14 protein-coding genes and 6 pseudogenes are annotated in these 22298 nt (G+C 66.5%); 11 read left to right on the forward strand and 9 right to left on the reverse strand.

What is annotated here, in order from left to right; all coding sequences use genetic code 11:
- Window positions 1-394: 394 nt before the first annotated feature.
- On the reverse strand, window positions 395-1084 hold the full coding sequence (locus OHT51_RS42780) for a response regulator transcription factor (RefSeq protein ID WP_328884716.1): 690 nt from the start codon (window positions 1082-1084) through the stop codon (window positions 395-397).
- Between the two features lie 308 nt (window positions 1085-1392).
- Between OHT51_RS42780 and OHT51_RS42785 the strand changes: the two genes are divergently transcribed.
- Both OHT51_RS42785 and OHT51_RS42790 read left to right on the forward strand, forming a co-directional pair.
- Window positions 1393-1638 (forward strand): hypothetical protein, encoded by a 246-nt coding sequence (locus tag OHT51_RS42785; protein ID WP_328884717.1) that lies wholly within the window; start codon window positions 1393-1395, stop codon window positions 1636-1638.
- 461 nt (window positions 1639-2099) lie between these two features.
- Window positions 2100-2561, forward strand: a pseudogene (locus tag OHT51_RS42790) (integrase core domain-containing protein); the annotation flags it as partial.
- Between the two features lie 105 nt (window positions 2562-2666).
- Here OHT51_RS42790 and OHT51_RS42795 read toward each other — a convergent pair.
- Window positions 2667-3035 carry an LLM class flavin-dependent oxidoreductase gene (locus tag OHT51_RS42795; RefSeq protein ID WP_328884718.1) on the reverse strand — a complete coding sequence of 123 codons (369 nt, stop codon included), beginning with the start codon at window positions 3033-3035 and terminating at the stop codon, window positions 2667-2669.
- 700 nt (window positions 3036-3735) lie between these two features.
- On the opposite strand from OHT51_RS42795, the gene OHT51_RS42800 reads away from it, so the two are divergent.
- The 3 genes and pseudogenes from OHT51_RS42800 to OHT51_RS42810 form a co-directional block, all read left to right on the forward strand.
- Window positions 3736-5505 carry a hypothetical protein gene (locus OHT51_RS42800; protein WP_328884719.1) on the forward strand — a complete coding sequence of 590 codons (1770 nt, stop codon included), beginning with the start codon at window positions 3736-3738 and terminating at the stop codon, window positions 5503-5505.
- 86 nt (window positions 5506-5591) lie between these two features.
- Window positions 5592-6194, forward strand: coding sequence for a hypothetical protein (locus tag OHT51_RS42805; protein ID WP_328884720.1), 603 nt, complete (start codon window positions 5592-5594; stop codon window positions 6192-6194).
- Window positions 6195-6434: 240 nt separating this feature from the next.
- Window positions 6435-6557 (forward strand): annotated as a pseudogene (locus OHT51_RS42810) (DnaB-like helicase C-terminal domain-containing protein); the annotation flags it as partial.
- A 276-nt stretch (window positions 6558-6833) separates the two neighbouring features.
- On the opposite strand, the gene OHT51_RS42815 reads toward OHT51_RS42810, so the two are convergent.
- The gene (locus tag OHT51_RS42815; protein WP_328884721.1) at window positions 6834-8186 is read right to left on the reverse strand and encodes a VanZ family protein; all 1353 of its coding nucleotides are present in this window, start codon (window positions 8184-8186) and stop codon (window positions 6834-6836) included.
- A 103-nt stretch (window positions 8187-8289) separates the two neighbouring features.
- On the reverse strand, window positions 8290-8664 hold the full coding sequence (locus tag OHT51_RS42820) for a hypothetical protein (protein WP_328884722.1): 375 nt from the start codon (window positions 8662-8664) through the stop codon (window positions 8290-8292).
- 650 nt (window positions 8665-9314) lie between these two features.
- Between OHT51_RS42820 and OHT51_RS42825 the strand changes: the two are divergent.
- Window positions 9315-10184 (forward strand): annotated as a pseudogene (locus OHT51_RS42825) (IS5 family transposase).
- A gap of 50 nt (window positions 10185-10234) precedes the next feature.
- On the opposite strand, the pseudogene OHT51_RS42830 reads toward OHT51_RS42825, so the two are convergent.
- Window positions 10235-10338 (reverse strand): annotated as a pseudogene (locus OHT51_RS42830) (IS5/IS1182 family transposase); the annotation flags it as partial.
- Window positions 10339-10889: 551 nt separating this feature from the next.
- Between OHT51_RS42830 and OHT51_RS42835 the strand changes: the two are divergent.
- From OHT51_RS42835 to OHT51_RS42845, 3 genes and pseudogenes are all read left to right on the forward strand, one after another.
- Window positions 10890-11216 carry a hypothetical protein gene (locus tag OHT51_RS42835; RefSeq protein WP_328884723.1) on the forward strand — a complete coding sequence of 109 codons (327 nt, stop codon included), beginning with the start codon at window positions 10890-10892 and terminating at the stop codon, window positions 11214-11216.
- 199 nt (window positions 11217-11415) lie between these two features.
- Window positions 11416-11532 (forward strand): annotated as a pseudogene (locus OHT51_RS42840) (IS5/IS1182 family transposase); the annotation flags it as partial.
- A pseudogene (locus OHT51_RS42845) lies at window positions 11505-12464 on the forward strand (IS1380 family transposase); the annotation flags it as partial. The pseudogenes OHT51_RS42840 and OHT51_RS42845, both read left to right, overlap by 28 nt.
- 85 nt (window positions 12465-12549) lie before the next feature.
- Here the strand turns inward: OHT51_RS42845 and OHT51_RS42850 are convergent.
- Window positions 12550-12753, reverse strand: a complete 204-nt coding sequence (locus OHT51_RS42850) for a hypothetical protein (RefSeq protein WP_328884724.1) — start codon at window positions 12751-12753, stop codon at window positions 12550-12552.
- Window positions 12754-12973: 220 nt separating this feature from the next.
- On the opposite strand from OHT51_RS42850, the gene OHT51_RS42855 reads away from it, so the two are divergent.
- A complete protein-coding gene (locus OHT51_RS42855; protein ID WP_328884725.1) occupies window positions 12974-13393 on the forward strand; it encodes a hypothetical protein in 420 nt (139 codons plus the stop codon).
- An 858-nt stretch (window positions 13394-14251) separates the two neighbouring features.
- Here the strand turns inward: OHT51_RS42855 and OHT51_RS42860 are convergent.
- The 3 genes from OHT51_RS42860 to OHT51_RS42870 form a co-directional block, all read right to left on the reverse strand.
- Entirely contained in the window at window positions 14252-15079 is an 828-nt protein-coding gene (locus OHT51_RS42860) for a glycoside hydrolase domain-containing protein (RefSeq protein WP_328884726.1), read from the reverse strand.
- Between the two features lie 275 nt (window positions 15080-15354).
- Window positions 15355-15594, reverse strand: a complete 240-nt coding sequence (locus OHT51_RS42865) for a hypothetical protein (RefSeq protein ID WP_328884727.1) — start codon at window positions 15592-15594, stop codon at window positions 15355-15357.
- A gap of 135 nt (window positions 15595-15729) precedes the next feature.
- Window positions 15730-16278, reverse strand: coding sequence for a hypothetical protein (locus OHT51_RS42870; RefSeq protein ID WP_328884728.1), 549 nt, complete (start codon window positions 16276-16278; stop codon window positions 15730-15732).
- A 64-nt stretch (window positions 16279-16342) separates the two neighbouring features.
- On the opposite strand from OHT51_RS42870, the gene OHT51_RS42875 reads away from it, so the two are divergent.
- On the forward strand, window positions 16343-22207 hold the full coding sequence (locus tag OHT51_RS42875) for a DNRLRE domain-containing protein (protein WP_328884729.1): 5865 nt from the start codon (window positions 16343-16345) through the stop codon (window positions 22205-22207).
- The last annotated feature ends 91 nt before the right edge of the window (window positions 22208-22298 follow it).

The following is a 22298-nucleotide window of genomic DNA, read 5'->3' on the forward strand; positions in this document are numbered from 1 at the left end:
ACGCCCAGCGAGCGTAGGCGCCGACCGCCTGGCGACCTCCCTCGAGGGCGTTGCTGCTGATCACGGTGCTGAGGGTGGCCAGATGACAGACGAGCCCGACCTTGAGCATCGCGATCTCTTGCCGAGTGGGGCCGCCTCCGCCATGCCCAGCCCAAAACTGCACACATAGCACATTTCTATACGTTGAACTGATATCTGTCGTCCCCCGGCTACCGAGCCCCGGCAACCAGACCGCAGTCAGGGGAGACCCTGATCGAACGAGAGTTTTATACTCGCGGCGTGGGTTCATGGGTCGCTGACCATTGGGTGGGGGTCATTTCACCGGTGGCGGTAGGGCTCGCCTTCTCGCAGTCGCATGACCGAGGGCCGAACAGTAAAGCCCACTCGCTCGCTGCTACGGCTCGGGAACGAGGAGCCGGTAGCCCACGCCACGCACGGTCTCGATGAGAGCAGGGTTCCCCAATTTGGTCCGCAGGGAGGCCACATGAACGTGCAGGGTGTGAGCTGTGCCCTGGGGCATGCTCTTCCACACGCTGCTGATGATCTGCTCCCGGCGGAAGACGACACCTGGCCTCTGCGCAAGTAGCACGAGCAGATCGAACTCCTTGCGGGTCAGGTGCACGGCGGACCCGTCGACGGTCACCTGACGGGTGGGCAGGTCGATGTGCACGGGCCCGAGCCGCAGAGAGCTCGCGCCAGGTTCCGCTTCGCCCACGGGCGCGGTGCGTCGGCTCACAGCATGGATCCGGGCGAGCAGTTCCCCGACGCTGTACGGCTTGACCACGTAGTCGTCGGCTCCGACGTTGAGACCGTGTATCCGGGACCGTACGTCGGACCGCGCCGTGACCATGATTACCGGAGTACTGGTCAGCTTGCGGATCGTGGTGCATACCTCGTAGCCGTCCTGGTCAGGCAGCCCGAGGTCGAGGAGAATGACACCGAAGGGCTGGGCGTCGTCCGGAGGCAGAATCTGAAGCGCCTCCTTGGCACTGCAGGCATGCACTATCTCGAAGCCGTGCTGCGATAGGAGTGCGGAGAGGGCAAGGGCCACGTGAATGTCATCCTCGATGACGAGCAGTCTCATGCCAGGCCCCTTTCGGTTCGCCAATAATCCACACGGATCATCGGGGGCCGTCAAGGGGAAGGCCGTTCAGAAACGCATTCCGTCTGATAAATATCTCAAGTTTCCCTCAAGTTGGCGACGCCGAGTGTGCGGCGTGACTACTGTTCTCCATACCGACGAAGATGGAGCAGTAAGCCGAGGTGAATGCCAACAGGCAGGACGACGCCTGCATGCGATCGGTTGTAAGGAATGCTGCCGACAGGTCGACACCATTCGACTCCAGGTCAGGGTCTTGGTGGGCGGATCGAAGGTGCACTCAGGATCAGGCCGTGAGGATCCGCCTGCAAGTGACCATGATGAGTTTCTTCGCCTGGTCAGCATGGCGGTATTTCACTGACCTCTTTCCTTTTGCAGGATCTCAAGGTGTGGTTATCGTGAAGTCCCGGAAGCTAGATTCGCTCGCGCTCACCGAATTCGAATATGCAATTCTTCATTCGGTGGGAAAGGCGCGTTCGGGTGTGCAGGTGATCGGTGAACCTGAGTCGGGGAGGGGCGTTCTCGGGGCTGCGGTGTAGGCGCGCACGGCCCCTTTTCCGGGGGCGGGATCGGGTTCAAGTCCCGACAGCTCACAGGTCCTGCGCTCCCCGCCTCCCCGCCGGAGGGCGCAGGACCTGGCCGTAGGCCTCACCCTCAGGGCCTGTGGCCCGCTCTGCGGGGCGGGAGGTGCGACCTGCGCAGCTGACGTTGCGCACCTCGTTGCTTCCCGCTCCGCAGGGCGCACCTCGGTGGTGCTCCCGCGGGGATCAGCCGCATGCAGATCGCGAACGGAACCGAGGACCGGAACTGCTACCACGCAGACGACGGGGACAGTGGCTCGGGGTGGAGGTGGGCCGGAAGCTGGCCTAAGGGCGACGGCACACGAGCGTGGCCTTTTACGACTCGCCGGGGGGTGGTGTTGATTGCTCCCACCTCCCGGCGACCCTGTGTCGGGTCTGGGCCCGACGTGGCCTTTTACGCCGGCCGGGCCAACCAGGACCGCCGCAACGGAACCGGATACGCCTGCCTGCACACCGCCCTGGACGACCACTGCCGCCTCGCCTACACCGAGGACCTGCCCGACGAGAGGGCCGCTACCTGCGCGGCCTTCCTACGCCGGGCCACCGCCTGGTTCGCCAGCCAGGGCGTCACCGTCGAACGCGTACTGACCGACAACGCCTGGGCCTACACCAAGAACACCTGGCGCGACACCTGCCACGACCTGGGCATCAGCCCTCGCTGGACCCGCCCCTGGCGGCCTCAGACGAATGGCAAGGTCGAACGCTTCCACCGCACCCTGCACGACCAATAGGCCTACCAGCGGCCCTACACCTCAAACGCCGAACGACAGGCAGCGTTTCCTGACTGGCTGGACTGGTACAACTACCACCGACCCCACACCGGCATCCGTGGCCAAACCCCTGCCAGTCGCGTCACCAACCTCTCCGGACAGCACAACTAGCCCGTGTAGGGCCCCCAGAAGCGGCCGTCCGGTGGTGATTGGGCACCGTCCCTTGCCGGCAGCCTCCGCGCCCGCCGATCTGGCGGGGCTGGGTATGGCGTGCGCTCAGGCGGTCGCAACGTCTATCGCGGTCTCCTTGCTGATGGCGGGGGCGACTTCGTTGGCGAGAAGTTCGATGGAGTCGTTGACCATCCCGGCCGGCATGCCGCCGAAGTCGATCTGTCCCATGAAGCGGTCGACGCTGAGGAGTTCGCGTTCGGTGAGGATCTTGTCGATGACTTCCTGCGGGCTTCCGGTCATCAGCGCGCCCAGGGGGCTTGTGACGGCTTCGAACTGGTCGGCTTCGATGAGCCGGCCCCGGCCTCCGGGTGTCTTGGGCCGCAGGTATGCGCGGTAGTAGGGGTAGAGGCTGCGGCGGGCGTCCTGCGAGGTCTCGCCAACATAAAAGTGGCTGGTGACGCCGAGGTGCAGCACATCGGGGGTGTGGCCGGCGGCCTCACCGACGGTCCGGTAGTGCTCGGTGAGGGGCGTGCGCGGCGGATGTCGCCGACGATGAGGCCAAGGACCATGGGCAGGCCGAGACGGGCGGCGCGTTCCGCGCTGGCGGGGGTGCCGCCGACGCCCAGCCACAGCGGCAACGTGTCCTGCTGGGGGCGGGGCGGAACCCGTCAGGTCCCTGGGCGGCCGAGGGGCAGTTGTCGCAACGCACCAGCTCACCGTGGCCTCCTTTGGAGGATCTGCGCTGCAACCGTATCTAAACGTGCCAAGGGTCATGTCCGGTACCTGACTTACAGCCGGATCACCCCAGTTCATGGCCTTGAACAGAGCATGGCGCCCCACATAGACATTGGTCGGCGCGACAACCGACCACAGCCGCCCTGGCCCAAGGGGAATACACCTGGGCCCGGCGGCCAGAAGGGGAACACACGCCTTGTCCTGTTTATCGCGGAAAAGATTCATCCTGTCCAGAATCGCTGCCGTCACGGCGGCCGTCATGCTCCTTGGGGGAGGCGGCATCGCTGCCGCCGACAGCAGTGACGAAACGCTCGAGTGGGAATATCCTCCGGCCTCCCGCCCTGCTGCAGGCCCAGAAACGCTGACCAGGGCCAACAACCACCGACCCGAGTCCGGGAAAAACCTCAAGGCTGCACCGGGCGCCAAGGACGCGAACGGGGTGTGGCAGGTCAACCGCACCACGACCACCCTGTCCAACACGGTTACTGACGGCGACGGCGACACCGCGAACCTGACCTTCCAGGTCTACACCACCGACGCCAACGGCAACCCCAAGGACCAAGTCAAGCTCACCGACCCGGACACGGGTCAGCCCGCCGCCTACGGCGTCGTGGTGTCCAACTTCGTCACCTCCGGCGGCACCGCGAAGGTCACCCTGCACTACGGCGACCTGAAGACGAACACCACCTATGCCTTCCGCACCTCTGCCTACGACGGCGGCCTGTACGAGACGGACTGGTCGGCGTGGGCGAAGTTCAAAACCCGCGGGCGTGCCGTGAACATCAAGCTCCCGGAGCCGAACAAGAGCGCACCGGCGGTGGACCTGGGCAAGTACCAGGAGCCGCAGGTGGGGACCCGTAACCTGCCCGAGGCTACCCGTGCCACGAAGGATGCCGGCAAGGGCCGCGAGACCTGCACCGACCACGGGCAGAAGATCACCTGCATTGAGGTCGGGAAGCCGTCCGACTTGAGCGCCAAGGAGAAGCAGGACGTCGCGAACAAGCTCCGTGCGGGCAGTGGCGATCTGGTGCCGTGGTGCAACGACACGGGCGTCTCGGCGGGCAAGGACTACTTCAAGCGGGACAGCGCCTGCCTGAAGTGGGCCACGCCGATCGTGTTCAAGTACAAGGTCAAGGCTCCGGACGGGAACATCTACAACCCGGCGGACGCACACTTCGCCTCGGCCATCGAGATCAAGCTCGACCCGGTGTCCCGGAAGTTCACCCAGCGGTTCGCGCTGGTGCCGATGGACCCGTTCATCGTGGAGCACGGCACCATCGGCATGCCGGGACCGGTCACCATGACCCCGACGTTCAAGTGCTCACCGGAGTGCACCACCGCCGCCCCTGTGTGGGATGGCTCCAACACGTGGCAACCGAAGGGTGACATCCACGCCGCGTACGCCACCTTCAACCACGAATGGACTGGCGGCACCGCCACCAAGATCACCAGCCTGCAGCTGGACTGGACTATCGCTGGGACCGTCCAGGACGGCGCCGGGGAAATCGACAACGACCCGCAGTGGCTGGGCAACTCCACCCCGGACTTCGACATCCGTTGCGACATCGTCGCCTCCGCCACCAGCCCTGGCTGCGTGTTCTCGGCCTACAAGCCGACCTGGGTGATGAACTTCGCCAAGACACCGGCCGCCGTCGCGCACGCCTGGCTGATCCAGTCGAAGCTGCCCAACCACCCCGGCTCCAAGGCAGCGGGGAAGCCGATCAAGTACCTCCCTGCGTCCGTGCGGGATTCTGACCTGAACCGGAAGGTCATCTGCCCGGATGGCTGGGCCAAGACCTACGGCAACCCTGACACCACCCCGATCGACACGAGCGACACCGCCAGCTGCGATGAGTTCGCCTACGCTGCCTCCTACAACTCGGGCGGTATGCCTGCCTCCCTGGGCGGCATGAACGAGGTCGACACCGGTAACGAGTGCGTGCAGACCTACGCCTCCCGCATCGCGACGGGCGACTGGAGGCTGTACGACGACATCCGTACCGCTGCTCCGACGTGGAAGGAAGTCTGCGGACGCTCGTCGATGTCGAATTACCAGAACACCCAGTCGATGCAGCCGTTCTCCGGAACGTTCTCCTCGCCATCGAAGTACCGTCTGCTGGACAAGGACGAGTACTGGGTGGCCTTCCCTGAGTTCGCGCACTGCGACGCGTCCAAGGCGAGCGTGTCGTGCACCGTTCCAAAGCCGTGACCGGCTGGTAGGACACGACGCAGACTGGGGCGGGGCCCCGGCCGCACGCCCCGCCCCAGTCGCATCCCTGAGACCCGGAGAAAACATTGAGCGACGGCATCACGTGGCTGACCGACGCCTGGCGCGGAGACGCCCCCATCCTGTTCGTCACCTTCGCACGTGGCATCAGCCCAGGCGATCTCGTTGTCCGGCTCGGTGCCCGGCCCGGACATGTACTCGACCCGATCACCTTCGCCGAGGCCGAGCGGCTGACGTTCAACGACCGTGAATCAGCCCGCGTGGCCCGCTTCGGCGAATGCGCGGGCTGGTCATATGCGGTGGAGCAGGGCTGGCCCTCGAAGGCTTGGTGGGCTCACTCCGACGTCTCCGCAGGCGGGGTTGAAGTCTTGCACCTGACTCCGAAGCCGGACGACCCGCCCAGGGAGTGCTGGTACTACCGCGACGGCCAAACGGTCGGTCGCTTCGACATCGGCGACACCCCAGACGACGGCATGGCGTTCTTGCTGCCGGCGTTCGAGGAAGCCGGATTCCTCGATGATGACGTCAGCGAGGAGTTCGACACGTTGCGTGCGACCCTGACCGCGTTGCAGCAGCACTTCGGGCTGTCACTGCCACGTCAGGAAATCCTGAATGGCCGATTGCCCGCAGTGGTAACAGCGACCGTGCCGCCAGAAAACCTGGGGGACTGACCGACCTCGCGCTGGGCTGCGGTCGTTGAGCCTGATCACATGTGGTGTGAGCCCGTCGGCGCACTCGCGTCGAAGCCGCTCACGATGGCGACACGGTCGCGCAGCACATGTGTCGGCTAGCACCTCCGCCGGGGACCGGTAACCAGCCCCTCGGCCCGCGCCGAGGACCCGTCCCTGGCCAACAACCCTTTCCAGCCCGGCTCAACCAGCCACATCGCCAGCGATTCGACCGGAACGACCGAGCCGACCCGTGCCGGCGAGGCCGACCTCATCGTCGCCAAGCACCGCCACGGCCCCACCGCGACCATCACCGTCGCCTTCCAAGGCCACTACTCCCGCTTCGTCGACATGGCGCAGACCTGACGCGTCTTCTTCTATCAGCCGGCTCGCTGCGAGAAAGGATCACCGTTGCAGTACGACTGCGCCGTATGCCTGGGGCCGTTAGACCCCGATGGTGCGAGGACGGAAAACGCGAGTGGGGGCAGAGGATTCTGTGCGCCGCTCCACACCAGGGAGCCGGCCCGAGCCGCACGTCGACGCGGCCATCGACCACGCTGTCGAGCGGCAGATTGAGACCGGCAAGACACGGTCACTGCGCGTATGGACATCATTGGGGCGGCATGCCGCCCCGTATGGACATCATTGGGGCGGCATGCCGCCCTGGTCTTGGGTGGTGGCGACGTCGTGGACGCTTGCGTCGGTGGCGTCGATGACCGCTGAACGCAGGGCGTTGCCGTCGCGGACTGACAGCAGCCAGTGGATACGCCACTGGCCGTCACGGCGCTGTGCGAGGTAGATGGGCTGCTGGCGCTGTCCCTGACCGGGCTTGAGCTCGTGGTGTTTGTCGAAGATCTCCCAGGCCTTCGCTTCGCTGATCTTCGGCTGGGGCAGGGCGGGGTCTGCGACGTTGCGTGCGATGAGGTCGATGATGCGTCCGGACGGTTCGATGGCGATGTCGAGGCGCATCGGCATCAGGATGTCGTTCTTCCAGCGGCGCCATTCGACGATCCAGCCGATGTCGACCTTGTCGTCGATCGGGCGCACCGTGACTTTTGAACCGGGGGTGGCCCACGGGGCGTACTGGCCTGCGTAGGCGGTGGCGATCTTCCTGGCCTCGTCGGGGGTGGTGATGGGGTGGCTGATGCCGGGGATCTCGTAGGCGTGGACGCCTTCGCCATAGGCGCTCGGGGTGAAGTGGGCGGTGAACTTCTCGCGGTCGGGCCAGGACAGTTCGGCGAAGCCGCCGCCGGGCAGGGAGGCAGACACGGAGGCCGTTCCGTCGCCGTTGTCGACGTAGAAGGCGTTGGTCGGCCGGTATGCCGATGCGAAGGCCTTGGTGACTGCTTTGTTGAGCGCTGTCACCTGGGCGGTGCTTGCGGTGGGGACCTGGCTGGGGGGCTGTGTGCGGACGGGATCGATGGCGAGCAGCCATACGACGCCGATCAGGGCTACGGCCGGAGTGAGAACGGCTGCCGTGCGGCGGACGGTTGTCTGTGGTGTGGAGGCGCCGTCGGGGATACGGCGCAGTATCACGGCGCCGAGGGCCGCTCCGGCACAGGCGCCGAGGGCATTGGTGATCAAGTCGTCGGTGTCGCACAGGCGGCTGATGAACGGGAGGGTTGCCTGCGCGGTTTCGACGGTCAGGGTGAACAGAACGCCGGTGGCGGCTGCGAAGAGAGGGCGGCGAGTGGCGAGGGCGGCGAACAGGCCGTAGGGGGCGAAGAGCGCGATGTTGAGCTGGCCCTGCGTGCTGGTCAGGGCTGCCGCGAGGTCGGTGTTGATGGCGCACTCATAGGTGAGCACCCCGCTGCCCGACCAGCTTGTCAGGGTCGCGGGCCCGGTGGCGGAGGCCGCCCACAGACCGTGCAGCGTGGCGCGTCTGACGGTGGTGCGGCGGCGGGACACGAGGAAAGCGGCGAGGCCTGCCGTGAGGGTTATCGCGATGGCTACGGCGAGGAAGGTCAGGTGGTGCTGAAAGACGGCTTCGATCAAGGTGAGGTCCTGGTGCGAGGGGGGATAGCTCAAGGCTCGGGGGCGACGCACGCGCCCCGGCGCAGCGGGCGCCGGGGCGTGGGGCCAGGGGGAGTGGCCGGGATCAGCAGGGGTCTGCGGCAGGAGTCACGTAGAGGGTGCCGCCGCTGGTCAGGAGCTTGCCGTAGACGGCGGAGCAGTTCGCGCTGACGCTCCAGTTCCGCTCGTAGTGGAAGGGCGTGTTGGACATGTTGATGTAGCCGGAGTAGGTGGAGTTGCCGGAACGTTCGTAGCCGAGCTTGGCCGACAGGCTGCCGCCGCTCCCGCGGTAGTAGTTCACCGTGATGTAGTTGCCGGCCGAAACGGTCCGGACGCTGAGCACGCCGTTGGAGATGGTGGTGCAGCGGTCCCATCTGGAGATGTAGCCGTCACTGGGGCAGGAGGTCGCACCGGCGGCAGCAGCAGGCGCGGCGGTCGCGATCGAGAGCGGGGCGATCATGCATGCCACTGCGGCTATCGCACGGATTGACTTACGCAGGAACGTGTTACGCATGGGGATATCCCTTTTGGTAGGTTTCTCATAGAAATGCCCCCGGTTGGTGTGCTCACGTCACCGAGGGCGCGGTCATAAGATCACAAAGGGCCTTCCTTGATCAAGATTGCTCTGGCCTGCCGATACCGTGAATGCATCCCGCGGGAAACCCTCTGTCCGTGCGCCGGAGGGACGGTGCCCCTCAACTCCGTTACGGCAAGCGCGTCCACCCGCGCCCAGACGCGGCCGACGGGACTGACTCAGCGACCGCTGCAGGGCGCTCACATGGACCCGGCGCGTTGCTCCTTGAGGACTCACCAGGAGCCGTTCGTAGAACAGCGGCCTGCGACCGTGGGGCGGGTGCGGCACCCGATCGGCGGTAGTAAGAGGTCGTTTTCATCTTCAGTGCGGTGGTATCTGGGCTATTGCACCCGCCGATGTGTTGGTGCGGTTGGGACTGCCGGGTTGTCTCTGCTTGCTGACTCGGATGGTGTGGCGTTTGATGCGGGAGTCGACTTGCGCCTGTCTCATTCCAGGACGCCCGGATGTGTTCCGTGCTTCAGCGCGGCAGAACACACGCCTGGGCGCACGCCCCCGACCAGCGGTACGTCCAAGTCATGGCCGACCGTCGCGCGTATCCGAGTGATCTGTCCGATGCCCGGTGGGAGTTGATCGAGCCGGTCCTGACCGCATGGCGCTTGGAGCGTCGCGGCCGGGCCCTGGACTTTGGACGTCCGCCCGAACACGAGCTGCGCGAGATCATGGACGCAATCCTCTACGTGGACCGCACCGGGGTGCAGTGGCGCTACCTCCCGCACGACTTCCCGCCCTGGGAAACCGTCTACGGCTACTTTGCGAAGTGACAGAAAGACGGGGTGTTCGCCCAGCTCAACGGCCTGCTGCGGGAGTTGATGCGGCAGAAGGAGGGCCGGAACGCGAGCCCGTCGGCATGCGTGATCGATGCACAGAGCGTCAAGACCTCCACCAGTGTCCCCGCCACGAGCCAGGGCACCGACACAGCCAAGAAGATCGTGGGCAGGAAGCGCAGCATTGTGACCGACACGCTCGGCCTCCTGCTCGCCGTGCTCGTCACCGCGGCCGGCATCCAGGACTCCGTCGCCGGCGCCCGACTGCTCGACCAGGTCGCCGTCGACCACCCCACCATCCGCATGGTCTGGGTCGACGGCGGCTACCGCAAGCACTTCGTCGAGCACGCCGCCGCCCTTGGTATCAAAATGGAAATCGTCGCCCGGACCCCGGGGACCAGGGGCTCTACTCCGATTCCGAAGCGGTGGACGGTCGAGCGGACCTACGGATGGCTCATGCTCCACCGCCGCCTGGCGCGCGACTACGAGACCCTCCCTGCACGCTCCGAAGCCATGATCCACCTCGCCATGACCGACCTGATGGCCCGCCGCCTCACCGGCGAAGCAACCGTCTCCTGGCGCGACCCGACATCACCGGATCAACTACGCATCACAGGATGAAACAACGGGAAAAAACGACCTCTAAGACCCGGAGAAAACATTGAGCTTCTTCAGCGTTGCAGCTCCAGGGTGAGGACGGCCTTGGCGATTGACGTCATGCGGTTGGGCTGCAGCGGGACCTGCGGAAGATCCGCCAGGACTTCAGGCGGGCGACCTGGAGGACGATGAGACTGCCGCTGGCGCGAGGAGATCCGGCCGGGTCAAAGTTCAGAGCAGCTTCTCGCCGATCCTGCCGTTCGGGTACGGCAGCGGCACGTGCAGCCAGTTGATCAGCCCTTAAGTGACCCAGGCCAGGCGGCCTGGCGGGACCATGGCGCGCACCAGCAGCTGATCGTGACCCTGACATCTGTCAGGGTCGCAACGTCCCGGGTCCGCCCTACAGTTCGAGGCGCCGGCTGGGCGTCCCCTGCACCGCTACGGCGGCTGAAGCGGGGGCCGTTAGCGCTTCGGTCAGGTCACAGCATGGGCGCCACGGCACAGCGCCCCTCTGCGGAAGCCCTCAGCACCTGGACCCAGGGAGAAAACATGCACAGCATCCGACGGATCTTCAGCGTAGGAGCAGCCGCGATCATGTTGGCGGCAGGCGTGGTGGCCGGATCCGCCGGCGCGGCTCACGCAGCACGGTCGGACTGTGAGGGAGGTGTGAATGGTTTCACCGACATCCCGGACAGTCTCAGTGGCCAGGGTGTGGGGGGTGCGGGTGCGATGGTGATTGACTTTCCCCACGCTGTCGCCTCGTACGCGATGCAGGCCGGCAACGTCGGAGGCCGACAGGCCGCGTGGGGCGTCTTGACCACCGGATCGGGCAGCAACTGGGGCTCCGGCGTCCTGGCACAGGTCTGGATGGACGTCAGCAACGACAACAGGCAGACCTGGATCCAGTGCGGTCCGTTCGGCACGATGACGGGCGGCAAGAGGATGACGACGCCGGCCTACCCGACCAGCAGCTCGTCGAGCCGGGCCTTCCGCGTCTGCGCGCAGCTGCTGAGCCAGGGCAGCAACAGCGGCATCCAGTGCACCTCTTGGTGGTAGACCAACCACCTCTCTGCTCCGCGTCAATAGTGCGCCGGCACCCATCGCCGGCAAGCCGGAGCAGGTCCAGGCCCAAGGACCACTGAGCTTCTTCGATGTGGCTACCGATCGGGTGACGGTCCGTGAAGCGCAACGAGCGAAGCCCCCGGGCTGTTGATCGAGATGTCTGACGTCTCAATCACGCTGCTCGGGGGCCTCGTTGGTCATGCATCCTGCCGCACTCGATTTACCGCATGCACTCGTGGAGTGGGTCACCATGCTGATCGTCACCCGTGAGGGCGACCGGCGCTGCAAGCTCCGTCCGTCACAGCGAGCGACGGATCCGTCCTGCTGGTCGAAACGGTCCGCAAGACCGGTCTCGACCGGGCGTTATCCGCAGCGCTCGCTCCGTGGCGAAAGCCACGGGCCGTCCACGACCCGGGCAAGATCCTCCTGGACCTCGCGCTGGCGGTCGCACTCGGCGGGGACTGCCTCGCCGACATCGCGACGCTGCGGGCCGAGCCGGCCGTGTTCGGGCCGGTCGCCTCCGACCCGACGGTCTCCCGCCTGATCGACACCCTCGCCACCGCGGGCGAGAAGGCACTGACCGCCATCCGCAGTGCCCGGTCCGAAATCCGTGGCCGGGTCTGGGAGTTGGCCGCCAGCCGGGCTCCGGGCGCCGGCGGCCAAGTGACCGTGGACCTGGATGGAGTTCTGGTCGTCGCCCACTCGGACAAGCAGGACGCCGCCCCGACTTGGAAGAAGACCTACGGACACCACCCCCTGATGGGGTTCGTCGACCACGGGCCAGGCGGAACCGGCGAACCTGTCGCCGCTCTACTCAGGCCGGGCAACGCGGGATCGAACACCGCCGCCGACCACATCACCACGACACAACTCGCCCTCGCTCAGCTGCCCAAGAAGTACCGGCGCGGGCGGCAGACCTTGATCCGCTGCGATTCAGCGGGCGGTACCCACGAGTTCGTCGCCTGGCTCGCCCAGCGCGGCCGCTGGCTGTCCTACTCGGTCGGCATGGTCATCACCGAAGCCATCCACCAGCACGTCCTCAAGATCCCGGCATCGGCCTGGACCTCGGCAACCGAGCCGGACGGCGAGGTCCGCGAGGGAGCCTGGGTCGCGGAACTCACCGGCGACATCCTCGTCGGGTGGCCGAAGGGCCTGCGGCTGATCGTCCGCAGGGAACGACCACATCCCGGCGCCCAGTTGAGGATTACCGACGCCGACGGCATGCGGCTCACATGCTTCGCCCTCCAGGACAGCACGGCGGGTGAGGTCGTCGAGCGGGCGGACGTGACCGCCGACGGTGATGCGCCGGTTGCCCAGGTCGACGTCCTCAAGCTGCATTGAGTCCTTCTGGGCTTCTGCCGCCGTGGGCGTCGGCGTCGATGAGTTTCGCCGCGGCGGCGAAGGTGATCGGGCTGGGCCGGGTCATGCCCATGACCTCCATGCCGCCGGCCTGGTCACCGGTGGATATCGCGATCCAGTGGAGCCAGCAGGCAGTCAGCGGGATGGGCTGGTCGAAGTCGGTGCTGGGCACGGCGCCAGAATGCCATGTCACCGGGCGTAGTTGGCCGTGGGTGGGAAGGAGAGCGCGACAGGGCGATGTAATGTGCCCTCACCTGCGCACCCCTGGGGGAATCATGCATATTCGTACCGCCGTAGCCGGACTCGCGTGCGCCGGAGTGTTGTTGGTCGGCTGTAGCTCCACCGGCTCCAGCAACCCTTCATCGAGCACATCTCCGAAGAGCACAAACTCCGTGGACGCAGCCTCGGCCGAGAAGTCAGACGCATTGACCGCCCAGCAGGCTGCGGCAAAGCTGGGTAAGTCGATCCCGGAGCTGAAGCTCGTCCAGGTCTATACCGAGGCCAACGACCCGAACCACCTGCTGGGGCGGCCGGGCGGCTACACCAGCAAGGCCGCCTTCTCCGACAGCCGTGTCTCCTCCGCGGACGTCGAGGGTCTGGACAAGGACGCACTTGAGCGCGGCGGCAGCGTCGAAGTGTTCAAGACCGAGGATGAGGCGAAGTCTCGGGCGGAGTACATCGAGACGATCGCCAAGTCCATGCCCAGCGCGACGGAGTACCACTACATCGTCGGCGGCATCCTCATCCGTGTGTCAAAGCTGCTGACACCTACTCAGGCAAAGGACTACGAGGCGGGCGCCAAGAGCCTCTGACTTGCGAGCGTCCGGGCGAAGCCTTTGCCCCTCTCCGCCCCTGAGGGCACGCCATGCAGATCAGTGCGGTCCCGAATCAGTTATGTCAGTCGCCTGCCCGTTGGCCAGCGCCTCATGGAGGCAGACGCCGACCTGCTCGGCCAGGAGGCGCCATCGTGAACAGGGCCTCGTGACGACTGTCCGCCATGGGGCGGCCGTGCGGGACCCTGGCCAAGCAGCACTTGAACGTGTTCAAATAGCGTGTGCGAGTGACTGCACCGGAGCTGTCGTCGGCATTGCGGCAGGCATCACCCGGGGAGGAGCCCTGTGGGATCGGGAGCCAGTACCATCGTCTTGGCACTGTTCTTCTTCTACGCGCTCCTCGTGGCACCGTTCTGCGTCCTTGTCGGTTCGAGAACGTCGTGGCGCATGGGCTGGTTGATGTCAGCACCCTTGATCTTCCTGCCACTCGTCTTGTTGATCGGTTTCTTGATCCCCTGAGTCGCCGAAGCTTCGGTCGGTACGGAGAGTGCGCTGTGCGGGCGCGCGAGGTGGGGGCCGAGTGGCCGTCCGGTGGCCGCAGCGCCTGGGTGGACGTGGTTCCCGATGACGCGGTGGAGGTGACTGTGCACGACTCGCCGTCGACGCAGATTGCGGGTGTGTATACCGATTGATCTGACCTCTGAACCAACGCGCTGGTGTCGCCGACGTCTGCGGCGTGCTGAAAGAAGGCTTCGGCACGCCGCAGATCCCCGGCGTTTGCCAGCATTGGTGGTCGCCGACCGTCCGGCGCAGTTGCGCCAGTTCGAGGAGGGCGGCGTATTTCCTGCATTGGCCGCCTGCTGGTAAAGAGCCTCAGCCCGGGCGTGAGGCTCGCTCTCATCCGGTGAGGGCGACCGGGGCGTCCCAGGCGTTGCGGTCGACGGTGATGGTGTGGCCGCCGCGGGTCTCCTTGCTGTTGACCATGTACTGGTGGGCGCGGCTGTGGTTGGTGTACAGGTTGGGGTCCCAGGGCCAGTCGGCGGTGGTGGTGTTCTTGTTGTTCCACAGCGCGTACCAGAGGTTGCCCGGGAGGTCGGTCCGGTCCTTCGCGGTGGCGATGGCTTTGGCGCTTGAGCTGCTGAAGCCGTAGAGGCCGGCGCGGTATGTCTTGGCCCGCAGGGTCTTGGTGAAGGAGCGCACGTACGTCAGGGTGGCGTCGTTGCACTCCTTGTTCGTGATGTCGTACGACTCCATGTTGAGGTAGATAGGGCTGCCGGGCTTCATGCCGAGTGCGGTCGCCTTGGCGACGGCGTCCTTGGCGTTGCTCGCCCCGAGGGAAGCGGCCGTGGACGCGGTGAATCTTTCCGGGTTCCTGCTGGTCTGGCAGGGCGGCTGGGCTCCGACGTAGAGCGGGATCAGCTTCCAGCCGGCGGCGCTGACCGACTTCACCCAGGACGCGGTGAGGTTGGGCTGGGCGCAGCCGCGGTTCTTCCCTCCGATGTAGACCGCGACGGCGCCGTAGAAGCCGGTCTTCCAGGCCTTCATCGCGGCAAGGGAAGGGGCTGTGCAGGTGTCGAACGCCCGGCCTGTGTACGTCTTCTGCGCAGGCCAGCTCGGGGCGGCCATGGAGGTCTGCGCCGCGATCCCGGCGCCGGCGACTACGACGACACCCGTCGTGGCCCACGCTATGTATCGGCCCCTCTTGGACAGCCGGTGTCTGGACATAACCCCACCCCATTCGGATCGCGGCCGAGGCCACACTGATGCACCCGGCGAAGGCCTGCGACGGCGATGGCCCACCACGGGTGGCTGCAGCCCTCGGCGCCTTCCGCAGCGGCGCAGTTGAGCTCCGGTAGTCGGAGCGCACCGCACCCTATCCAAGATCTACAAGTCAGACAGCTCGATCTGCTGCAAGATGCTGATCACGTGAGGCGCAAGGCGCTTGCTTGACCGGAAAGGCCGTGCCACAGCCCAGGCCACGGTCCGCCACCGCGCGGTGGTCAGCCGCGCGGCTCTTCGGCTTCGAGGGCGTCGAGGACCGCTTTTGTGGACTCTTCACGGCGGATGAGTTGCCACGTCTGAACCGTGCAGACAGCAACGGCGCCGATGCCGGCGAGGAGGAGCGCCAGCCGCACGTGCAGCCACCATCCGTCCCGCACCGTCGCGAACCCGATCATGACCACGCCCAGCAGCAGTTGCCCGCCGGCCGTACGCAGCCACACCTCGATTCCGTCCAACATCCCCCGCCTCCCTGCCCGTCCCACCGCCAAGAATCACGAGACTGGTGAGGCAGCATACGAGGGCTTCCTCGGCGGACCTCGTCGGGTGCCGATCGGACCAGGCGGCTCAGCGCGCCGGCGGGTGCGGCTGCGGCGTCAGTGACACGCGTTCAGATATTGCGCTTTCACCTTGGTGTGCGGTGGTCGTTGTTGTTGCTGGGTGGGTGTGTGTGTTGGTGGTGGAGTGTGGCGTTCCGTATGTGTGGGGTTACGTGGTGTGTTCAAGATCACCGGGTTGGGGGGTGGGGTGGCTGTCCGTGTTGGGCGTTTGGTGATCTTGGTGATCTTGTGTCCTTGGCTACTTTGCGATTCGTTCACTGTTCTTTTACAGGTGGCAGACAGGGATGGATTCGTGAGACCTGAGGAAGTGTTGCCTTCTCCGGATGAGAGGGGGCGGGTCTGGCATGAGAAGAGCCGGAGTATCCGGTGGATCTCGGCCAGTCTTGCCGTTTTGATGTCGGTGTCGTTGATGGAGGGTGCGGTTGCGGCCGCTGTTCCGTCGCAGGCTCCGGTGAAGAAGGGGAAGGCGAAGGGGGTTTCGGCGGCGGCGGACATCGCGTCGGCGAAGGTTGCGGCGCGTTTGTCGGGGCGGCGGGTGGAGGCGCTCAGTGAGCGCACCGAGACGTCGACGACGTGGGTGAACAAGGACGGCAGTCTGACGACGGAGCTGTCCGCGGGGCCGGTGCGTTTTGAGCGTGACGGCGCGTGGGTGGATGTCGATGTTGATCTGCAGGAGATGGCCGACGGTGGTGTCGAGCCGGTCGCGCATCCGGAGCGGCTGAGGCTGGCGGGTCGTACGGGTACGCCGGCGAGGTCGCTGGCGGCGGCGCGTCAGTCGAAGCCGGTGGACCTGGTGACGCTGGGCGAGGGTGATCAGCAGATCCGGCTGCAGTGGAAGGGCGGTCTGCCCGAGCCGAGGCTGGACGGCACGCGCGCGGAGTATGTCAACGCGGTGCCGGGTGCCGACGTCGTGGTCGAGGCGACCCGCACCGGTTTCGAGCAGTTCGTGGAGATCAAGAAGCGTCCCGCGGCGGACGGTTACTCCTACACGATGCCGCTGCAGGCCAAGGGCCTGAAGGTGAAGCAGCTGGCGGACGGCGGTGTGCTGTTCACGGACCGCAAGAACCGCAAACAGGCTGTCATGCCCGCGCCAGTGATGTGGGATGCGACCGTCGATGAGCGGTCGGGGGAGCACACGCGCCGGGTGCCGGTGGCGATGAAGGTCGTCAAGAAGGGTTCCGGGGTCGATCTGGTGGTCACGCCGGACGCGAAGTTCCTCGCGGACCCGAAGACCAAGTTCCCCGTCACGGTGGACCCTTCGACGTCGGCGCTGAGCAACGTCTTCGACACCTACGTGCAGCAGGGCGAGACGGTCGACCTGTCCACCGACACCGAGCTGGACTGGGGCAACCCGGGCACCACCAACGGTGACGGCACGCCGCGCACGGCGCAGTCGTTTATCTCGTGGAATTCCACGCCGCTGCAGGACGCGCTGGTCTCCAGCGCGAAGCTGAGCCTGTGGAACTTCCACTCGGGCAACTCCGACTGCAAGGTGTATCCGTGGGAGGTGTGGGCCTCCGGCGCAGCGTCCACCTCCAGCCGTTGGACCAACCGTCCGACGATGACGGCGAAGAAGGCGAGCTCCACCGAGACCCGCGGCAACGCCGCCTGCTCCACCCAGCCGGACGGCTGGATCAACGCCGACGTCACCACGCTGGTGCAGGAGTGGGCGTCGGCGAAGGCCACGCGCGGCCACATGGGTCTGCGAGCCGCGAGCGAGTCGGTGGCGGCGCAGTGGAAGCGGGTCAACTCCGCGAACGCGGCGTCCAATCCGCCGAAGCTGGTGGTGAACTACAACTTCCGGCCCAAGACGGGAACCAAGCAGGAGGCCGGCCCGCCGTTCTTCTCCTACAGCGGCTCCTACTTGGTGAACACGGCCACGCCGACGCTGCGCGACACGTTCGTCGACGCTGACGGTGACAAGGTCAACGGCACCTTCCAGATCTTCGACAACGCCACCAATACGCAGGTCGGCGATGTCATCGTGTCCAAGTACGTGCCCTCCGGGTCGGCGGCTTCGGTGACCGTGCCGTCCGGGGTGCTGGCCCATGGCAAGACCTACAAGTTCCGCACCAGCCCCTACGACGGGACGCACTACAACAACGGCTGGTCGGCGTGGAAGACGTTCACGGTCGACACCGCCGCCCCGTCCGCCCCGTCGGCGATCACGTCGACGGACTACCCGAGCGGGCAGTGGGTCAAGGGCGCCGGGCAGGCAGGCACGTTCACCGTCACGCCGCCGACGGCCGATCACAACTGGCTGGAGTGGTCGCTGGACGGCGTGACCTGGACCAAGGTCGCCACCGGCGGCGCTTCGACGGCCAAGAACATCAGCGTCACCCCGCCGAAGAACGGCACCCACACGCTGCAGGTCCGCTCGGTGGACAAGGCCGACAACAAGTCCGAGGCAAGGGAGTACACCTTCCATGCCGGCCCGGGCGGGTTCCTCCAGCCGTCCGAGGGCGAGCGCACCGCGCGCCGGCTGCCGCTGGTGGCCGAGGCCGAGGCGGGCAAGTACGACAAGGTGTCGTTCTCCTGGCGCCGTTCGGAGGCCGACGCCTGGGTGGCCATCCCAGCCGGTGACGTCACCTCGGGCGGGACCGCTCTGACCGCCTGGCCGGTGCCGCTGGCCGGGGGCAAGAACGCGCCACTGGTATGGAACACCACCAGCACCGTCTCCCCCGACGGAACCATCCAGATCAAGGCCGACTTCACCGGCCCGAACTCGGCGTCCTCGAGCACGGCTGCGCTGACCGTAGTCGTGGACCGCAACGCCGACGGCGCCGCAGCCACCGAGACCGGTCCTGGTTCGCTGAACCTGCTCACCGGTGACTACACCCTGTCGGAGACTGACGCGTCGTTCTTCGACATGTCGGTGACCCGCACGGCGTCCTCCCGCACTCCCGACCAGGGCGCCAAGCAGGAGGGCCAATCGGCCATCTTCGGCAAGGAGTGGGTGGCCGGCACCGCAGCGGAGATGACCGAGTCCGACTACACCCACGTGCGGAAGGTCTCCAGCACCGCGGTGGCGGTGGTGACCGCAGAGGGTGACGCTCTCCACTTCACCGCCAACGCCGCCAAGACCGGCTGGATACCCGAGCCCGGTGCCGAGGACCTGGTCCTGAAGGGCAGCGTGAGCTCGACCTTCACTCTGTCCGACACCGAGGGCACGGTGACCACGTTCACCAAGCCCGCCGCAGAGGCCACGACCTGGCAGGTGTCCAGCACCCTGCTGGACGGGCTGTCGAACTCCACCACCAAGGTGATCTCCGAGACGGTCACGGTGGACGGCACCACGCTGGCCCGCCCCAAGCGGATCATCGCGCCCACGTCGGCCGCCACCGCGGCGACCTGCGAGAGCACCCCATCGGCCAAGGGCTGCCGAGTGCTGGAGTTCGTCTACGCGACGTCCACCACGGCCACCGGCACCGAAAGTGATGCCCAGTTCGGCGACTTCACCGGCCAGGTCAAGCAGCTCAGACTGTGGGCCACCCAGCCGGGCGCGACCCAGGCCACCGCGACTGCCGTTACCTCCTACCGCTACGACTCGCTGGGCCGGCTCCGCCAGTCCTGGGACCCGCGGATCGGGCAGCAGGCAGAGACCCAGTACGCCTACCACGAGGGCCGCATCACCTGGATGGAGCCACCCGGCGAACTGCCCTACACCTTCACCTACGGCAACGCCGGCAGCGGCACCGCCCCCGGTGACGGCATGCTCCTGAAGGTCTCCCGCCCCGCGCTCAAGCAGGGCACCGCCGGCACGGTGGAGGGTGAGGCGGTCACCAGCATCGTCTACGGCGTTGCGCTGACCGGGACCAAGGCCCCCCACCAGATGGGCACTACGGACGCGGCCGCCTGGGGCCAGCTCGACACGGCCAGCGACGCCACCGCCGTTTTCCCGGCCGACCTGCTTCCTGCCTCCCACGACGGAGCAAACCTGACGTCCGGCAGCTACAGCCGGGCGACCGTCCACTACCTCAACGCCTCCGGCCGCCAGGTCAACACCGCAGCGCCGGGCAAGTCCATCACCACCACCGAGTACGACCGGTTCGGCAATCCGGTCCGTGAACTGACCGCCGGCAACCGCGAACTCGCGCTCGGCGCCACGGACGCGCACAAGGACACCCTGACCGACCTGGGCATCATCTCCCGGCCGGCTTCCGAGCGGGCCCACCTGCTGTCGACCACCTCGCTCTACGACGACAACGGAACCCGTGAACTCGAGGAGTTCGGGCCGCTGCACCGCGTCGATCTCGGCGAGGCCCTCAAGGACGGCACCACCGAGCTGGTCGAGGCCGGCACCTCCGTGCCCGCCCGCACCTGGACGGTCAAGGAGTACGACAGCGGCCGTCCCACCGACGGCACCGCCACCGTCAAGGACCAGGTGACCCTGGAGATCACCGGCGCCCGGGTTCGCGACTACTACTCGGTCATGGGTGAAAAGCGGGTCACCGAAACCCAGTACGACTGGGTCAAGGGCATGCCCACCCTCACCATCCAGGACGCCGGCGGCCTGAACCTGACCACCTCGACCGGCTACGACACCCAGGGCCGGGTCACCTCGCAGTCGCTGCCCGGCTCCACGGGCAACGACGCTGCGACCCGTATCACCGAGTACTGGACAGCCGACGGCACCGGATCGTGCAAGGGCCGCCCCGAGTGGGCCGACCAGATCTGCTGGACCGGACCGGCCGGCGCCATCACCGGCGGCGGCACCCACCCGGCCAACCTGCCCGACACCACCACCGAATACGACTACTACGGGCAGCCCACCACGGTCACCGACACCGCCAACGGCCAGACCCGCACCGCCACCACCACCTACGACGACGCCGGACGCCCGGAGACCACCAGAGTCACCGGCACCCTCGGCCAGCCCGTCCCGGAGACGACGACCGAATACGACCCGGTCACCGGCAAGGTCACCAAGGTCACCTCCCCCAGCGGCGGGACCATCACCAAGACCTACGACAAGCTCGGCCGGAACATCTCCTACACCGACGCCGACGCAGGAAAGACCACCACCGAGTACGACAAGCTCGACCGTCCGGTCAAAACCAGCGACACCGTCCCCTCGACGGTGACCTACACCTACGACCACACGGCCGAACCCCGCGGACTGGTGACCAAGACCAGCGACTCCGTCGCCGGTGACTTCGCTGCCACCTACGACGCCGACGGATCCCTCACCACCGAAAAACTCCCCGGCGGCTACACCCTGAACGTCACCGAGGACCCCACCGGCGCCACCACCACACGCGCCTACACCCGCGACAGCGACAACATCAGCGTCTACACCGACACTGTCACCGAGAACACCCACGGTCAGGCCACCAGCCACCAGGGCTGGTCCGCGCAGAAGTACACCTACGACAAGGCCGGACGCCTCACCGGCGTCGACGACACCGTCGGTGAAGTCTGCACACGCCGCGCCTACACCTTCGACAAGCGCTCCAACCGCTCCGCCCTGGCCACAACCACCGCGGCATCCGCCAGCGCCTGCACCTCCACCGGCGCCACGACCACCAGCTACACCTACGACAGCGCCGACCGTCTCGTGAACTCCGGCTACACCTACGACGCGTTCGGCCGCACCACCGCCCTGCCCGGCAGCACCATCAGCTACTACACCAACGACCTCGCCTACCAGCAGACCTCGAGCGGCAAGCGCCAGACCTGGCAGCTCGACGCCGCCCTGCGCTTCCGCTCCTGGAAGGTCGAAACCGGCAGCGGCACCACCTGGACACAGACCGCGTCCAAGACCAACCACTACGACGGCGACGGCGACAACCCCCGCTGGATCACCGAGGACACCACCACCGGAGCCGTGACCCGCAACATCGAGTCCACCTCCGGCGACCTCGCCGCCACCACCAGCAAGACCGGAGACACGGTCCTGCAGCTCACCACCGTCCACGGCGATGTCGCCCTCCAGCTCCCGCTGGACACCACCAAGGCACCCACCGCCCTGGACAACGACGAATACGGCAACAACCGACCCGGACAGGAAGCCACCCGCTACAACTGGCTCGGAGCCAAGCAGCGCTCCACCGAGACCCTCACCGGCCTCACCCTCATGGGCGCCCGCCTCTACAACCCCACCACCGGACGCTTCCTCTCCCTTGACCCCGTCTACGGCGGAGGCGCCAACCCCTACGGCTACCCCGCAGACCCCATCAACCAGTACGACCTCGACGGCAAAAGGTGGCGCTGGGTCAAGCGAGGCTGGGGCTACGTCAAAAAGGGCTACAACAAGTTCCGCTACGTTGCGAAGAACTCGCGGATCAAGTGCAGGTGGCCGTACGCAAACGGGGGAGGAGGCTGCTCCTTCTTCTGGAAGAAGAAGCAGACGTTCCGCGTTGACATCCACCCTGTGAAGGACAAGCACGGCAAGCGCAAGTGGTACTCCTGGTTCCCTCATTACCACAGGGCACCGGGAATGAAGCGCCACCGTCCGTGGGACCCTGCCTACAACAACAAGGGCAAGAAGCTGCCCTGGTGGAAGCGGTTCTGACCGTAACGGCGGAGTTCGGCCACGAGTAGTCGGTCGTCTTCCCCGACCCCCAACATCCATACGATTCGGTGCCCTGGCGGAAGCGCCAGGG

The sequence above is a fragment of the Streptomyces sp. NBC_00299 genome (assembly GCF_036173045.1).
GTDB classification, from domain to species: domain Bacteria; phylum Actinomycetota; class Actinomycetes; order Streptomycetales; family Streptomycetaceae; genus Streptomyces; species Streptomyces machairae.

What these genes read in the sequence shown, in the direction of transcription:
- OHT51_RS42780 (WP_328884716.1), bottom strand. Translation starts at nt 1,084, where the DNA reads ATGAGACTGCTCGTCATCGAGGATGACATTCACGTGGCCCTTGCCCTC.
- OHT51_RS42820 (WP_328884722.1), bottom strand. Translation starts at nt 8,664, where the DNA reads ATGATCGCCCCGCTCTCGATCGCGACCGCCGCGCCTGCTGCTGCCGCC.
- OHT51_RS42835 (WP_328884723.1), top strand. Translation starts at nt 10,890, where the DNA reads ATGGTGATTGACTTTCCCCACGCTGTCGCCTCGTACGCGATGCAGGCC.
- OHT51_RS42860 (WP_328884726.1), bottom strand. Translation starts at nt 15,079, where the DNA reads ATGTCCAGACACCGGCTGTCCAAGAGGGGCCGATACATAGCGTGGGCC.
- OHT51_RS42865 (WP_328884727.1), bottom strand. Translation starts at nt 15,594, where the DNA reads ATGTTGGACGGAATCGAGGTGTGGCTGCGTACGGCCGGCGGGCAACTG.